Below are 17,109 nucleotides of genomic sequence, written 5' to 3'. Positions count from 1 at the left end.
CGGCCGGATAGCCGGGTGCCGCGCCTGTCACCAATCCCTGGGCAACAGCACCCGGTTATTTGCCGGCGGTCATGTGGATTCGGGCGGCGGAAGGTCGATGCCGAGGGCTTCGCAAAGCGGTCCGAGATGTTTCTCGTAGCGGCGCCAGCTTCCGATCGACCGGCGGTAGATCGGCTCGCGCACCTGCATCAGGCTCGCCGTGCGCACCATGCGCTCGGTGCGATGGAAGTCGAGGCAGGCATCCTCCCAGTCGAGGCCGCAATGATCGAGCACGCGGCGCGACACGCCCTCGAGGTCGTCGACCAGATCCTCGTATCGAACGTCCATCAGGACGCCGGGCGGCAGCACTTGGTGCCAGTGTTCCATCACGCCCTCATAGCCCCGGTAGTAGTGGCCGAGCTCGGTCAGGTCGTAAGCAAAGGGCTGTGAGCCGGTGAACAGCAGCGAGTAGCAGGAAACGCAATTGTCGAGCGGGTCGCGCCGCGTGTTGATGATCCTGGCGCGCGGGAACGCCGCATGGATCATCCCGACGAACAGGAAGTTCAGCGGCATCTTGTCGACGATGCGCTCGGCCTCGGGCGCCAGCGTCCGAACGCGGGCGGTGTACTCCTGACCGATCTTCGTCATCTCCTCGGGTGGCAGCAGCGTGATCAGATCGGGATACGCCGGAACGATCTTCTGGCGGTTGGCGCATTCGCCGACGAGATCCTTGAAGGTCTCGAGCTCGCCCGCGCCGAAGACCTTGGAATGGCTGGCCAGCACCTGCTCCATCAGGGTGGTTCCGGAGCGCGGCATGCCGACGATGAAGATCGGGGCCCAGGAGTCGTCGCCGTGCCCTGCAACCATGCGAAAGAACTCCGGCGTGAAGCGCGCCGCGACATTTTTCATCATGCCGAGCCGCTGCTCGGAGTCGTAGTCGAAGGTCTTGCGCTTGAGGGTGTTCGCCTTGTGCAGATGCGAGAAGGCCTGGTCGTAGTCCTTCAGGTCGGACAACGCCTTGCCCATCGCGAAATGGGCTGCGATCTGCTTCTCCTGATCGAGACGGTCGACGCGTTCGAGGAGCTGCCGCAGACCAGGAAGCCGGCTGTCGTCCGGCTTGAACTTCGACATGTTCGCGAGATTGAGATGGATCGGCGCGTCGTCCGGCGCCAGCTCCAAGGCCTTCTGGAACGCCGCCGTCGCCTCGTCGAAGCGGCCGAGCGCCTGGTAGGCGACGCCGAGATTGTTGTAGGAGCCGAAGCGTTCCGGCTTGATCTTGATGGCCAGCAGGTTCTGCTCGATCGATTCCTCGAGCCGGTTGAGCTCAAGGAAGGCATTGCCGAGATTGCCATAGGCGTCGGCATAGTCGGGCCGGCTCGCGATCGCCCGCTTGTAGTGCTCGATGGCGCGCTCGCGATGGCCCTGGCGCAGCAGCACGTTGGCGATGTTGTTGTGGGTCTCGGCGTGTTCAGGACTGAAGTCGAGAACCTTGAGATAGTGCTTCGCCGCCTCGATATCCTTGCCCGCCGTATAGAGCAGGTTGCCGAGCGCAAAATGCGCATCGAGGTGCTGCGGCTTGTTGTCGATCGCCCGCCGGAGCAGGGCCATCGCCTCGTCGATCAGCCCCTGGTTCTGGCGCACCATGGCGAAGGCATAGAGGATGCCGGCGTGGCTCGGCGCCAGCGCAAGTGCCGTCTCGTAGTGCTGGACGGCCGTCTCATAATGGCCGGCGGAGGCCTCGACGGCTCCGATGCTGCCATGGGCCTCGGCGGACTTGTCGTTCACCGCGACCGCGCGCCGGAAGAACTCCTTGGCCTCGTCGAGCCGGTTGGCGGTGGTGCAGACCATGCCGAGCCCGACCAGCGCGTCGAACTGGTTCGGCTGCCCCGCGAGGATCAGCTTGAAGATCGTCTCGGCATCCTTGAAGTCACCGCGGCCTTGCAGCTTCTTTGCCACGGCGGCGGCGCCTTCGGCCAGAGTCTGCAGCGATCCGGCCTGCTGCGAAGCGAAGGAAAGCGATGCTGTCGTCGGCGTCACCACGGGCGGAGCGACGTTCACCGGCTGGGGCGGCTTGGCGCCCGCGATCGCCTCGGCAATCGTCGGCCGCACGGCCTCGCTGCCGAGCGCATCGAGCAGCGGCTTGAGCCGGTCGCCATACATGCGCCAGCGGCCGACCGATCCGGAGAACAGCGGCTTACGGACCTGGACCAGGCTGGCGGTGTTCACCGGACGCTCGTTCTCGTGGAACGACAGGCAGGCGTCATCCCAATCGAGCCCGCAATGCGCAACGATCTTGCGGGCATGCGCATCGAAGTCGCGCACCATGTCCTCATACGTCACCTCCAGCATGACGCCCTCTGGCAGCACCGAGCGCCAATGGCTCATCAAGGCGTCGTAGGCCCGGTAGTAGCGGCCGAGCTCGGCCAGATCGTAGGCGAAGGGCTGCGGCTCGGCGAACAGTTGGGTGTAGCAGGACAGGCAGGTGTCGATCGGATTGCGCCGGACGTGAATGATCCGGGCATTCGGCAGCGCGAGATGGATCAGCCCGGCGAACAGGAAGTTCGACGGCATCTTGTCGACGATGCGCTTGGTGTCCGCCGGCAGGTCCGTGAACCGGTCGAGATAGGCGTGCGCGAGGGTCGTGATGTCGGCGTCGGACAGCTTGGCGAGCATCTCCGGATAGTCACCGCGGTCACGATCGGTGAACAGCCCCGCGGCGGCCGCGAAATAGTTGACCTCGCCGGCGCCATGCACGGCGGAATGGCTGGCGAGGAGCTGCTCGACCAGGCTGGTGCCGGACCGGGGCATGCCGATGACGAACACCGGCGCGTGCGATGGATCGCCATGGCCTGCGCGCGCCTGTAGCATGTCCCTGGAGAACACCGCGCGGATGCGCTCGATCTGGCGCAGCGTCTGGTTCTCGTCATAGTTGATGCGGCGGCGCTCGAGAGCATTGCCGGCGTTGAGGTGCACCAGCGACCGTTCGCCGTCCTTGATGTCGGCATAAGCCCGCCCGAGGGTGAAGTGCAGGGCGATGCGCGCATCCTCGGTGAGTGTCTCCGATCTCGCGGCCAGATCCTGCAGAGGTGCCCAGCGCGCGTCGTCGACCGCGAACGGCTTGACCACGCCGTAATTGAGGTGCGTGCCGATACTGCGCGGGTTGACAGCCAGGGCCGATTCATACGCGAGCGCCGCCTCGTCGAGCCGCCCCAGGATCATCAGCACGCCAGCGAGATGGTTCATCGTCGTGGCATCGCGGGGATCGTGGGCGAGGGCGGTTCGATAACTCGCGACGGCGTCCTCGTAGCGCTGGATGTCGCGCAGTGCATCGCCGCGGTTGCGGTGGGCGACGGCATAGTCGGGGCGCCGGCGTACCGCCTCGTCGTAATGCGCGAGCGCCAGGTCGTGCTTGCCGCGCGATCGCAGCGCATTGGCGAGGTTGTTATGGGCCTCCGGGAAGTCCGGCCGCGCGGCGATGGCACGCTCGTAATGGAAGATGGCGGCAGGGCCGCTCTTCATCTCCAGGTGCAGATTGCCGAGATTGTAGTGCGCCTCTGCGAGCCGGGGGTTCAGGGCAAGGGCCTGCTGATAGGTGTGGATCGCGGCGTCGAGCTGACCGGTGGCCTGCTGACAGCCGCCGATGTTGAGCAGCACGACCGGCGCGTTGGGCTGGATCGCGAGCGCGCGCGAGTAGTGGACAATGGCTTCCGAGTGCCGCCCAAGCATGCGGCAGGCGTCGCCAAGGCTGGCGGCGGCTGCGGCGAAATCCGGCCGCGCGTCGAGTGCGGCCTCGTGATGCGCGAGCGCGCGCTCGTACTGGTCGAGGCGCTGCAAGGCAAAGCCGAGCGCCTGGTGCGCATCGGCGCTGCCCGCGTCCGCAGCCAGCAACAGCTCCAGATGCCGAACCGCGCCGGCAGGATCGCCGAGGCTGGTGAGCGCGCTGCCGAGCAGAAGCCTAGCCTCGGTCGAGGTCTCGTCGAGCGCGACGGCGCGCTGCAGATGCGCGCTCGCTTTGGCGAGGTCGCCGAGGCCTGCGAAGGACTTGCCGAGCGACAGGTGCAGATCCGCGGCGTCACCGGCTTCCTCTGCGGCCTGGTCGAGCAGGTCGCGTGCCTCATGTGTGTCGCCGAGCTGCAGGCGGACCATGGCGAGGCTGCACAGGGTGCGGAAATGACGGGGCTGAAGCGAAAGAACCTTCCGGTAGGCCTGCTCGGCGATGCGCAAGGCTTGATCATTGAGCGCGGCCGCCGACGGCTGTCTGCCGTCGGACGCTGCGGGGACGAGGCGGGGACGGAAGGCGACGGCGAGCTCGTTCATGATGGCAACTTGCTGAATGTTCGACGAATGCCGTTGTCGAGGCGGATTGAAGCGAAACGGAGGCTTAGGCGAGGCCGATCGCAAACGGTCGGCTAGAACCCTTCGAGCAGCGCATGGAGCTTGTCCGACCACGTGCAGCGTCGATGGCCGGTGCTGCCACAACGCAACGAGCCGGCGTAGACCCAAGGGGGTCTGCGCCGGCCAATGTTGGTCAGGTTGCTGAAGGCGTCAGCCCCACATGTGGTGCATCGCGTGGTGGTGGGACATGTCCGGACCGCTCGAGGCTGCTGCCGCCGTTGCGGCTGTGGCCGCGGCTGCCGCCGTGTGGTGGCTGCTATGATGGCTGTGGTGGCCGCCGCAGTGATGCGTCGTGGTGGTGTTGTTGCCGCCGGTGGTTCCTCCGCCGGCGGTTCCACCGCCCGTCGTGCCGCCACCGGTCGTCCCACCACCCGTGGTGCCGCCGCCCGCAGTGCCGCCTCCGGTGGTGCCACCACCGGTCGTGCCACCTCCGCCCATGCCGCCGCCGGGCGTGGTCGGGCTCGCCGGGGCGCCGCCCGTACCGTTGGCGATGTTCGGATTGGCGCCCGCCGGCATGCCGGTGCCCTGGGCAATGCCATTGACCGCAGTCGCTGTCACGAAGCTCGTCGCTGAGGTCACGTAGGCCGATCCGCCGATCGCGATGTTGTTGCCAGCAATGTCTCCGGCATTGCCGATGTAGTTCGCGGCGGCAGCCTTCAACATCGCCTGATCGGTCGCCAGGGCTGCACCCGTGTCGCCGTTCATGATGCCCATCAATGCCTTGGTGGCCATGATGGTGTCAGACTGTAGAGCTCCGGCGGCGAGCTCGTCGTCGAACCGTCCCTTGAACACCGCCCCCTGCGCCGCATCGAACGCGGCGCCAAAGTTCTGGTAGTTCGTGATCTGGTCGATCAGGGCCTGTGACGCCGTACCTGTTCCATTTGCGACCGCAACCAACTTCGCACCCAGCGTATTGCCCTCGGCGAGGAACGACGCCCAGAAATTGGTCTGCGCCTGATTATCCTGGAACTTCGTGACGGTCCCGGTCAGGCCGCCGGGCATTTCGGAGAACCCGCCGATGTGACCAGGCGCGCCGGTGCCGCCCGCCGCTGCGTTGAGCGCCGCGTCGTTCTGAAACACGTCGATCATGTCGACGATGTTGTCGGCGGAGCCGCGCAGCGCCGTCGGATTGGCCATCGTCTCGGCGACATCGTATTTGTTCAGCTGAAGGTTTGCTTGGCTGAGCAGCGTCATCAGGTGAAGTGTCGTCGTTTGGGCCGCAACGGCGGTTTCACCGGCTTCAATCGCAGCGAGCTTCGCGGGGTCATTCAGGATCGCCTGAAGGCCCTGCGTCACGGCCGTAAAATCAGCCTGGATCTGGTTGATGTTGTTGGCGCTCATGCCGCCCAGCGAAAGGTCAGCGGCGGCATTGAACACCGTTCCGATGGCGGTCAGGTCGCCCGCGGCCGCTGCAGCGAGATTGGTGGCGCTGTCGTTGCCGGCGGGAAGGCTCTGGAACGCCACGTCCATGGCACCCGTGTTGGCCAGGAAGGGAACGTTGTTGAGCGCGGCCGAGAGATGCGCGTCACCCTGGATCTGCGCCAGGATCTGCATCTGCACGTTGTGGATGGTCTGGTCGGCCTCGGCGAGGGTCGCCGGGTTGGTCGTGTTGGGCGCGGCGTTGATCAGCGTCGTGATCTCGTTCGAGACCTGGGTGAGCACCGCGGTGTCGGTCGCGTTGAGCGTGAATGCCTTGCCGCCGATCGTGACATCTCCGGGATTGGCCAGCATCGCGTTGATGTCGTTCTGCACGGCATGCAGGTCTGTGGTGTAGCTGCCGAGGAACGGGTTGGAGTTGCCGCTGTTCTGGGGCGTCGAGAACAGACCGGTCGAGATGCGAACCGCGTCGTTGAACACGACGCCGGCCTGGACGAGGTCGGTCGACGGGTTGAGCGCAGAGGCGCGAACCAGCAGATTGGACGTGCCATTCGCCAGCGCCGTCGGGTTGAAGGTATTGGCTGCCATTGATCATCTCCCCAAGTTTCAACCCGGCGTCTGCTGCTTGGCGTATCGGCAGCACGCGGGCGTTGATCGGGCAGCGACGTCTCGTTCGCTCCTTCGCGGAACGGGCGAAATGTCGCAGCCTCAGAGCACCTGGGAATTATTTGCTCCAATGGGGCCAAAAGAAGCGCCGCGGAGTCCTCAAATATGATGTTGTTCGGGCAAATGGCTCCTGTCGCAGCCGGGTCACGGCGGCGGTCGGAAGCTTACTAACTCGTTGATTTCTGTCGTGGCATCCCCGCAACATCGTCGCTCAGCGGCGCCTCGACGCACGGTCCAGACAAGAAGTTGCCCCGATCTTGCGACCGGTCACCGATCTCTCCTTAGAAAAGTTCCAGCGTGACGAGCCTCCGCGGTGCGGAACGGAACGTGCATCTTTGTTGATCTTCCGAGGCCTCCTTCTTCAACGCGTGTCGTCTCGCCCGGCTCATTGTCCTTCTCATTTCCCCCGGGAGCACTGCGCGAGTGGACCTCATCTGCTTGTGCTCCCGGGTATCCGTATCCCAGCCGCAGCGGCTGCTGCGGCTGCCTCGTCAACCCCACATGTGATGCATCGCGTGGAGATGCGACATGTCGGGCCCGGCAGCCGCGGCCTGGCTCATATGCGCGCCCTGGCTTTGATCGTGATGATGGTGATGATCGCTGTGATGCGTGGCGTTGCTGCCGTTGTTGGCCGTGGTACCCGTCGACGTGCCGCCAGCCGCCGTTCCGCCAGCCGCCGTTCCGCCGGTCGACGTGCCTCCGTTCGCCGCGGTGCCACCGGCTGCAGCGCCACCGGCGGCGGTGGTTCCTGCCGCAGCAGTGCCGCCGGTGCCGTTGGCCAGGTTCGGTGTCGCGGTGACCGGAATGGTGCCGTGCGCGGTCCCCTTGATTGAGGTCGCCGCCGAGACCGTCGTGGCCGTCCCAACATAGGTGCCGCCATTGACCGGAATGTTGTTGCCGGAGACGTCCATGGCGTCGGCGGCAAAGCCCTGGCCGGCCGCGGCGACCATCGCCTTGTCTGCCGCAAGTGCCGCGCCGGTGTCGCCGTTGAGGATGCCTTGCAGGCCCTTGACCGCGTTGGCGGTGTCGGCTTCGAGCGTGCCGCTGAGCAGTTCGTTGTCGAACCGACCCTGGAACACGGCCCCCTGGGCGGCGTCGAAATTGGCGCCGAACTGCTGGTAGTTCTGGATCTGCGTGATCAGGGCCGCGCTCGCCTGCGCACCGCCGGTCGAGATTTTCTGCAGCGTGGCATTGATGGTGTTGGCCTCGGCCAGGAATGCGGCCCAGAAATTCGTCTGTGCCTGGTTGTCCTGGAATTTGGTGACCGTCCCTTTGAGCCCGCCCGGATCCTCGGCAAAGCCGCCCGCATGGCCGGCGTTGCCGTTGCCACCTGCCGCCATGTTGAGGTTGGTGTCGCCCTGGATGATGTCGATGATGTCGAGCAGGTTGTCGGCCGTGCCGCGGAGAGCGGCCTGATTGCCGGTGGTCGCAGCCTGATCATACTTGCCCAGCTGCAGGTTGATCTGGCCGAGCGCTGTCTGCAGATGGATCGTCGTCAGCGCCGCGGCATTGGCAGTCTCGCCAGCCTCGATCTGCGCGAGCTGGGTCTTGTTGTTGAGGATGGCCGTCAGTCCGTGCTGGACGGCGGTGAAGTCCGCGGTCACCTCGGCAAGGTTACCGGTGTTGATGCCGCCCGAGGCGACCTCGACGGCCTTGTTGAAGACCAGACCAACGTCCTTCAGGCTGTTGCCGGCGGTAGCGGCGGCAAGACTCGCCGGATCGTCCGCGCCCGCGGGCGACGTCTGGAAGGCGACGTCCTGGCCGCCGGTATTGGCGAGGAAGGGGACGTTGTTCAACGCGTTCGCCAGATGCGCGTCGTTGTGGATTTCGCCGAGGATTTCCTGCTGCAGCGCGTGGATCGTCTGGCTTGCCGCTGCCGATGTGCTGGCGTTGGCGAACTGTCCCGCCGCCTGCAGCAGTGTGCCCAGTTGCCCCTCGACATTGGTCAGCACCGCCGTGTCGGTCGCGTTCAGGGCGAAGGTCTTGCCGCCGAGCGTGACCTGACCAGGGTTGGCCAGCATCGCCGCAATATCGGTCTGCACCGCCGTGATGTCGGCCTGGTAGCTGGTGAGGAAGGCCGGCGAGTTGCCGCTGTTGGCGAGGCTGAAGAGGCCGAGCGAGGCGCGCACCGCGTCGTTGAAGACGACGCCAGCCTGCACCAGGTCGGTCGAATGCTGGATCGCCGTGGCACGGGTCAAAAGGTTCGAGGTGCCGTTGGCAAGCGCGGTCGGGCTGAAATTCACCGGCGTGGCGCCACCAGCCGGCGGCGTCGACGATGAGCCGCCGGTGCCGTTGGCAATGTTCGGGGTTGCCGTGACCGGGATCGTGCCCTGGGCGAGTCCGTGCACCGACGTGGCCGTCGAGACCGTGGTCGCCGAGCCGACATAGGTCGCGCCGCCGATCGCGATGTTGTTGCCGGAAACGTCCATGGCGTCGGCCGCGAAGCCCTGGCCGGCCGCGGCGAGCATCGCCTTGTCTGCGGCAAGCGCAGCGCCCGTATCGCCGTTCAGGATGCCTTGCAGGCCCTTCACCGCGGCCGCCGTGTCGGCTTCGAGCGTGCCGCTCAGAAGCTCGTTGTCGAAGCGGCCACGGAAGACGTTGCCTTGCGCGGCATCGAAATTGGCGCCAAATGCCTGATAGTTCTGGATCTGAGTGACCAGTGCGGCGCTGGCCTGCGCTCCGCCGGTTGCGATCTTCTGCAGGGTCGCGTTGATGGTGTTGCCTTCCGCCAAGAAGGCGGCCCAGAAATTCGTCTGCGCCTGGTTGTCCTGGAACTTGGTGACCGTGCCGGTCAACCCGCCCGGATCCTCCGCGAACCCGCCGGCATGGCCCGGCATGCCGTTGCCGCCCGCGGCCTTGTTCAGATTGGCGTCGTTCTGAATGATGTCGATGCTGTCGAGCAGATTGTCCGCCGTGCCGCGCAGCGCAGCCTGATTGCCGGTTGTTTCCGCCTTGGCATACTGGTTGAGCTCGAGATTGATCTGCCCGAGCACCGTTTGCAGATGGATGGTCGTGAGCGCGGCCGCGTTCGCCGTTTCGCCCTTCTCGATCTGCGCCAGCTGGGTCTTGTTGTTGAGGATGTTGGTCAGGCCCTGCGAGATTGCGGTGAGGTCGTTCGTTACCTCCTGCAGGTTCGCGGTGCTGATGCCGCCGGAGGCGAGGTCGACGACCTTGTTGAAGACGAGGCCGACATCCTTCAGCGTGTTGCCTGCGGTCGCTGCGGCCAAGGTCGCCGCATCATCGGCACCGGCCGGCGTGTTCTGGAAGCCGACGTCCTGGCCGCCGGTGTTGGCGAGGAAGTTGACCTTGTTGAGCGCGCCGGACAGATGCGCGTCGCCGTTGATCTCCTGCAGGATCTCCTGCTGGACCGCGTGCAGGGTCTGATCCGCGGCTGTGATCGTCGCAGCATTCGTGGTCTGCGGTGCGGCCGTGAGCAGCGTCGAGATCTGCGCCTGCACGTTGGTGAGAACGGCGGTGTCGGTCGCATTCAGCGTGAAGGCCTGGCCGCCCAGGGTCACCTGGCCGGGATTTGCGAGCATCGCGGCGATGTCGTTCTGTACGGCGTGGAGATCGGTCGTGTAGCTGCCGAGGAACGGGTTCGAGTTGCCGCTGCCTGCCTGCGTGAACAGGCCGAGCGAGGCGCGCACCGCATCGTTGAACACCACGCCGGCTTGGACGAGGTCGGTCGACATCTTGAGCGCTGAGGCGCGCACCAGCAGGTTCGACGTTCCGTTGGCCAGCGCCGTCGGGTTGAAGGTGTTATTCGCCATAGATCATCTCTCCCCAAGTTCATCCGACGCCCGGCAGGGCCCCGTACCGAAACTGGCCGGACGATGCGGAAGCGCATCGGCCCTGCGTCGGACGTGCTGCGCCGCGCCTCACGCCCGTGCGCCGCTGTGTCGCGCGCTTTTCTGACGCGCGCTACTTTGTCGCACCTCGCTATATGCTCGGAGCAATCGGGCCAAAAAAGGCGTGGGGGAGTCCGCAAATATGTTGTTCTCGGGACATCGCGGATCTGTGACAGATGCGCCGCGATCGCGTGCCAAGTGATTGATTTCTGGCGGCAAGCAGCAAATGCGGGGTGCGGCGATCGGGCGCGAATTGCATGTTGTCGTCAAGATGCTGCCTGCATCTCGCCGGTGAGTGGCCGGTCTCCGGAGATGAGACGCAGGGTTGGTCTGATGCGCCTAAGGCTGCCCAGCGACGAGGGCGCGCGGCATTGTCGCAGCGCGATTGCTGGAAAAACGCCACGATGGATCGTCTGTCCGGGGGAGTGAGAGGCGAACGCGCCTGGGCGTATAGGCCGACCTCGCCGTGCGCCGTTCAGGACGGCGGCGCGGCCTGACGCTGTGCCAGGAGCGCAGTCCTGATCTTCTGCAGCAGTGTAGTGTAGATCTGATTCCAGGCCGGGTCATTCTGCCCGTTCGCGTCCAGCCCTTGCTTGGTCAGGCCCAGGCTGATCCGGTAGACGGCGAGCGCGCCGTCGATGTTGCCGAGTGGAATGAAGGCATCGCCCAGACTCTGGTAGGAATTTGCAAGCGCCTGCTGCAGCGACGGATCGTTGGCGACCGTGTGGGCGAGGTGGGTGATCAGCGCGGTATTGGCGCGACGCTGCTCGAAGGCTTCGGCATGGCGGCCCTGGGCGGCGAGCACGTCCGCCAGCAGAGCGTGGCACCACGCGAGGTCGCGCTCAAAGCTGAGATTGCCGCGGTGAGCTGCGGTCAGCTTCCGGATGATGGCGAGGCTGGCGGAATAGGCGGCATGCGCAGCCTCGAGGTTTCGCTGAACGAACAACACGGCGCCAATGCGGTTCAAGGCGACCGAGAGGTTGCGTTGAAACCCGGCGTCGTCCGGATTGGCCGCGGTCAGGTACCTGACGATGGCGATGCTCTGCTTGTAGTTCTGCAGCGCGCCCATGAGATCGCTCGCGGTGGCTGCGCGATCGCCTTCCGCGATGCCGGCGGCAGCCTGATCCAGCAGCCTGCCGGCGGCGACCGTGACGCCGACTGCAAGGCCCCCGCGGGCAACGTCGCCGCACGGTCGCGCCAGCAGTGCTGCGAGCGCGACCGGTTCGTCGCTCTCCACGGATTCCGGCGCAGACTCTGCCCTCGAGGTGCGATGCCGATCAAAGGGCGCGGGCGCTGCCTGCTGCTGAGAGGTGCGCGGTTGCGAATGCAATCCCTGTCCGAAGCCGGGAATTCGGCGCAACATGCCCTCGACCTGCGCGGCCGTGATCAGGCGCGTGCATTCGAACTGTCGGGACGTGCCCTGCCATCGCGGGCACCACAGAAAGTCCTGATGGTCGAAGCGATGACTGGCATCATTCCAGCAACTGTTGCAGGCGTGATGGTTGATGACCCGATAGGGGGTCGCAAACTCGTTGGTCGGGTGGGTGAAGCCGCTGATCAGCACGACCGGAGTGCCGACCGCCCAGGCCAGCCATGACAACCCCGAGGAAAGGCCGATGAAGAACGCGGCATGCTTGAGCCAGCGGGCGCGCTCGGGCAGCGGCCGGTCGCCGGTCTGATCCTCGGCTGCGGCGGGAATTTGCGTCCGGTAGGCGCCGTGGCTGCGCTCCGCGGTCTGATCGATGCAGATCACGCGATAGCCGGTCGCGCGGAGGAAGGCCACGATGCTCTGCCAGCCCTCAGGATTGTTCCAGTGCTTGCACGCGGTCGTTGCCTGCATGGCGATGCAGACATAGGGGTCCTCGATGGGACGGCTGTCTTCGCTCAACGCAACGCGAGGTGGACGCTCGGCCGGATCCACGCCGAGAATGTGAGCCGCGGTCCGATGCAGGCCGACCTGCCGGAAATCACAGGGCTGATGGACCAGCTCGGCATCGTCGAAGAACAGCCCGACCGAGTAGGTTGCGTAGTATCGCTCCGGCTGGACCGTCTCGTGGCTGAGGAATGCGATGTCAGGGTAGGCGTCGCGGAACAGCGGGATCAGCGGCTCGCCCATCGCACAGCTCAGGCGGCACCGATGCAGGTCCTTGAACTTCACTGCATAGCTCATCCAGCCGATGATGTCGCCGATCGTGCCGACCGGGAATTGGATCAGGACGTCGCGGTCGGTGGCGTCATAGTCGTGGCACAGCAGCAGCTCGGGCCCTGACCACACTTCGAGCCTGAACGGGACAAAGTAGCGTTTGCTGCTGTTGACGTGCCCAGAACGCAGGTCGATGTCGAACAGGACGTTGGCGGTCTCGAGATCGCTCAATCGGACGTGCCAGGCGTGCCCGGTGTCGGGCAGCATGACACGACAGCCGTCGTTGAAGTCGAAGCGCAGCCCCTGGGGACCCTCCTGGGTCGGCACGGCCGCTGGCGGCGGCAGTCGCGGCTTGCGTGCGTGATCAGACGCCTCGGTGCGGGCGCCGGGCTGGGCCGACGGTAACGCACTTGTCGGCACCATCGCCGGGTCTGAGGTGCGGGGAAAATTTGCAACGTTCATGTCGAGGTGCTGACGCGGTCTGCGTTCATTCGTGAGCGATGACGCCGACCGCGGCTGTTCGGTCTTGTTACTCCACGAAGGCGCGGCGCCACTGATCGAGAACCGGCTTCATCAGATAGCTGAGCATCGTCCGGCTGCCGGTTTGAACGTAGACTTCGGCCTGCATGCCGGGCATCAGGTTGACGTTGCCGAGCCGCTTGCGCTCCTCGTCGGACAGCGTGATCCTGACCGTGTAGAAGGTGGAGCCGGTTCGCGGGTCATTGGTGATATCAGGCGACACGAACGAGACCTGGCCGCTCAATTTCGGCGTGGTGCGCTGGTTGAAGGCGTTGAAGTGGACCATCGCATCCTGCCCGGTGTGAACGTGATCGATATCCTTGGGCTGGACGTGCCCTTCGACCTGCAGTTCGTCCGAATCGGGGACCAGCTCCATGACGGTCTCACCCGGCTTGATGACGCCGCCGATGGTGTGGATCGCGAGCTGGTGGATGGTGCCGGAGTTCGGCGCGCGCATCTCGATGCGATCGAGCTGGTCGCGTGCGGCGACGCCCTTCTCGACCAGATCGCCTTCCTTGGCCTGGGACTCGCTGAGGTCCTTGACCACCTCGCTGCGGAAATCCTGATCGATCTTGACGGTCTGGAGCTCGGCTTCGCTGATCTTGGACCTCGTCTCCGCCACGCTGGACACCAGCTGGCCGCGTTCACCGTCGATCCGAGCGGCTTCCCGCTGCAGCGTGGTCAGTCGCGTCAGCGGAACGAGCCGCTTGTCATAGAGTTCCTGCACGCCGGCCAACTCGCCCTTGATCAGCTCGATCTGCTTGTTCTTGGATTCGAGCTGAGACTCCATGCCGCTGATTTCGTTGTTCAGCTGAACGATGCGGCCCTGCAGCAGCTCTTTCTGGCTCTTGCGGGTCGTGGCACGGGCCTTGAACAGCGCGTTCTCCGACGCGATCACGGTGCGGACGTTCGGATCGTCCTGTCGTGAGGTCAGCGTGGACGGATAGTCCGGCTGATCGAGACCGTCACGCTCGGCCGAGAGCCGCGCAATCTTGGCGCGCTGCTCGTTCAATTGCTTGGTGATCGCCTGGAGCTGGGCCTGGCTCTGCGTAGCGTCGAGCCGCACGAGCAGATCGCCCGCCGCGACGCGCTTGCCGTTGTCGACCTTGATTTCCGCGACAATGCCGCCGGTCGGATGCTGAATGGCCTTCACGTTGGATTGCACCACGAGATTGCCGGGAACCACGATCGCGCCGGCGAGCGGCACGAGGGTCAGCCAGCCGCCGCCGAGAACGCCGGCGACAAGCAGCACCCGCAAGCCGAGACGTAGCTCGTTCTCGAACATGCGGCTGACGCGCGGCACCAGCGATTCGTCCGAGCCGTCGTCGAGATCGGCCGCCGTTCCTTGCGTCGCAATGAAGGTCATGCCGGTGGTCAAGGCCGTGCCGGCGGTGCCGACCAGGCGGCCGACACGGGTTTGCGGAACGGCAGGCGCATGCGCCAGACGGGCGGGAAGGTTCTGCTGCCCGACCGCGCGCGGCGCGCCGACGCCGAAATTGCCGTCGCGTCGTGCATCCTGCAGGTCGAGCAGGGGCGCCGAATTGCTGCCCGCCATGCGCGCGGGCGGATGGCGCGGCGGCGGCGACAGCTCCGGCTCGTTGCCGCGCATCGGTGCGGGCTGCTGCCAGTCCATCTCGCGGATGCCTTCACCCCGGCGTGTCCGGGGCGCCTGGGCGCCGAGACCGAACAGCGACAGCGACGCACCGAGGGCGCGGCCCATGGTGCTGCCCTTCTTCTTCGAACGCGGCTTTGGCCTGCCTGGCGACGGTGGCGGACGCCGTCGCTTCTTGCCGCCGTCCCGTGTGCCGTGGCGCTGCCGCGGGTCCTCGTCGGAGCCGTCGTCGAATGCGCCCTGCAGCCGCTGCAGCTCGAGGATCAATGCATCGCCCTGCGGACCGACCGCGCGAGTCTTCGGTCGCACATAGTCGTCGTCGTCGAACGGCCTGAAGTCGTTGATGTGTTTCATTGATCAAGCGCTTTCTGCTGGGGCGGCGCGACGAAGCGAGCGGGCGTTCGGATTTGGCGCCGCTGCGGGAGCAGCAACCCTGGGCGGAGCGGGGGCATGCGCGACGGCGGGTCCCGCGGCCTTGTTGGCTCCGGCGACGCGGGCAAAGATCTCCTGGCAGGGACCGAATGCGATCGCCTTGCCCTCGTACAGCACCAGCGCCATGTTGAGCGCATTCAGCGCGCTGGGACGGTGCGAAATCACGATCACGATGCTCTGGTTCTGCTGCCGCATGATCTGAATGGCGCGGCTGAGCGCGTTCTCGCCGTCGGTGTCCAGATTGGCATTCGGCTCGTCGAGGACGATGAGAAAGGGATCGCCATACACCGCGCGGGCCAGACCCACGCGCTGCCGTTGACCGGCCGACAGCGACATGCCGCCTTGGCCGATTCGCGTCGAATAGCCTTCCGGCAGCCGCAGGATGATGTCGTGCACGCCGGCGATCTGCGCCGCCTTCAGAATCGCATCCGAGCTCGCATTCTCGTCGAAGCGGCAGATGTTGTCGGCGATGCTGCCGTCGAACAGGGCAACGTCCTGCGGCAGGTAGCCGATGTGGCGGCCGAGATCCTCGTTGCTCCATTGGTCGAGCGCTGCGCCGTCGAGGCGGACGGATCCATGCTGTGCAGGCCAGATGCCGACCAGCGCCTTCGAGAGCGAGGTCTTGCCGGAGGCACTCGCGCCGAGCAGTGCCAGACCCGTGCCTGCCTTGATCGAGAACGACACGTTTTGAACAATCGGCCGATCGGTGCCCGGCGCGGTGACCGTCAGGTCCTGTACGGTCAGCTCGCGGAACGGGCGGGGCAACGCGACCGGCGGCGCTTCCGGCCTGGCGGTGGCCTTGCAGATATCGCGCAGACGCGCGATGCCCTGGCGCGCGGCGACCAGCTGTTTCCAGCTGCCAAGTGCGATCTCGATCGGGGCGAGCGCGCGGCCCATCAGGATCGACGAGGCCATCATCACGCCGCCGGAGGCCTGCTCGGAGACGACGAGCGCCGCGCCGATGCCGAGCATGCCCGACTGCAGGATGAAGCGCAGCACTTTCGCGGCGGCCCCGAGATTGGCGTAGACATCGCTCGCGCGAATGTTGTCCTTCAGATAGCGCTCGTTGACGGCGTTCCAGCGTGCCGAGAAGCGATCCAGCATTCCGAGCGCGCGAATCACCTCGGCATTGCGCTGGGTGGCATCGGCGAGAACCTGCCGCGCGGCGCTCGTATCGCTGGCGGATTTGCTCGCCTGACGCGACAACCGGTCGGTCACCAGCGTCATCGAGATGATTCCGGCCGTGCCGATGACGGCCGTGATGCCGATCAGCGGATGAAACAGAAACATGCCGATCAGGAAGATCGGTATCCATGGCATGTCGAGAAAGGCGGTTGGTCCCATGCTCGACATAAAGGCGCGCAGCTGGTCGAGATCGCGCAGCGGCTGCTGCATCAGCATCGGCTTGGTGCCGCGCAGGGGCAGGGTGGCCAGAGCGTGATGAATCGCGTCCTGCAAGCTCGCGTCGAACACGGTCGCCACCCGGCACAGCATGCGGGTGCGCAACGCGTCGAAATAACCCTGAATCAGATAGACGGCTAGAATCATCACCGACAGGCCGACGAGCGTGGCGAGATTCTTGCTCGGAACGACGCGATCATTGACCTGCATCATATAGACCGAGCCCGAGAGCATCAGGATGTTGATGACGCCGCTGAACACGCCGATGCCGGCCATGCGTTTGACAGCCTGGCGCAACCCGCGCGTCACCGGATCGTCGCTTCCCGAGAGAAGGTCGTTGAGGGCAGCCGCGGCTTTCGTTCTCGGGCGGTCTTGAGCCAGACTCATCCAGGCGCGTCTCCCAAACACAGTGCTTCACTCCGCGCTATTGACAGTCGATACCGACGATTTTCCGGCAACAATTGGACAAGTGGGCAATTCCGTCGCAGCGTCGCGGGCAAACGACCGGCACGAGGCGCGATGCGCCGGGGCGGCTCTGAAAAAGTGTGGCATCGTTCAGCGCGATCGGGTCCGTGCGAAATCCGTCCGCGATCGTCGATAGTTGCAGCGTGATAGCAGCCATCGGCACGCGACGCGTGTCACACATTCGTCCGTCTATCACCTTGGTTCCGTACGCATTGGTCGCGGTCCGGGCCGAATGACGCCACGAAGCCGAATAAATCTTCCTGCGGTGCAAC

6 protein-coding genes are annotated in these 17,109 nt (G+C 65.5%); all 6 read right to left on the bottom strand.

The annotated features are described in order from the left end of the window. Positions 1-69 precede the first annotated feature (69 nt). A complete protein-coding gene (locus tag QX073_RS07245; RefSeq protein ID WP_316225514.1) occupies positions 70-4,296 on the bottom strand; it encodes a sulfotransferase in 4,227 nt (1,408 codons plus the stop codon). Between the two features lie 228 nt (positions 4,297-4,524). Continuing rightward, positions 4,525-6,339 carry a hypothetical protein gene (locus tag QX073_RS07240; protein WP_316225513.1) on the bottom strand — a complete coding sequence of 605 codons (1,815 nt, stop codon included), beginning with the start codon at positions 6,337-6,339 and terminating at the stop codon, positions 4,525-4,527. 569 nt (positions 6,340-6,908) lie between these two features. Continuing rightward, positions 6,909-10,187 (bottom strand): hypothetical protein, encoded by a 3,279-nt coding sequence (locus QX073_RS07235; protein WP_316225512.1) that lies wholly within the window; start codon positions 10,185-10,187, stop codon positions 6,909-6,911. 553 nt (positions 10,188-10,740) lie between these two features. After that, entirely contained in the window at positions 10,741-12,870 is a 2,130-nt protein-coding gene (locus QX073_RS07230; RefSeq protein ID WP_316225511.1) for an autotransporter strand-loop-strand O-heptosyltransferase, read from the bottom strand. 67 nt (positions 12,871-12,937) lie between these two features. Beyond that, positions 12,938-14,893, bottom strand: coding sequence for an HlyD family type I secretion periplasmic adaptor subunit (locus QX073_RS07225; protein WP_315711799.1), 1,956 nt, complete (start codon positions 14,891-14,893; stop codon positions 12,938-12,940). 3 nt (positions 14,894-14,896) lie between these two features. Continuing rightward, on the bottom strand, positions 14,897-16,759 hold the full coding sequence (locus QX073_RS07220) for a type I secretion system permease/ATPase (protein WP_316175366.1): 1,863 nt from the start codon (positions 16,757-16,759) through the stop codon (positions 14,897-14,899). Positions 16,760-17,109 lie beyond the last annotated feature (350 nt).

It is taken from the genome of Bradyrhizobium sp. SZCCHNS3052 (assembly GCF_032484495.1).
Lineage (GTDB): Bacteria > Pseudomonadota > Alphaproteobacteria > Rhizobiales > Xanthobacteraceae > Bradyrhizobium.
The sequence above is the reverse complement of the archived record's forward strand: the minus strand, read 5'-3'. Positions and strand labels throughout refer to the sequence as shown.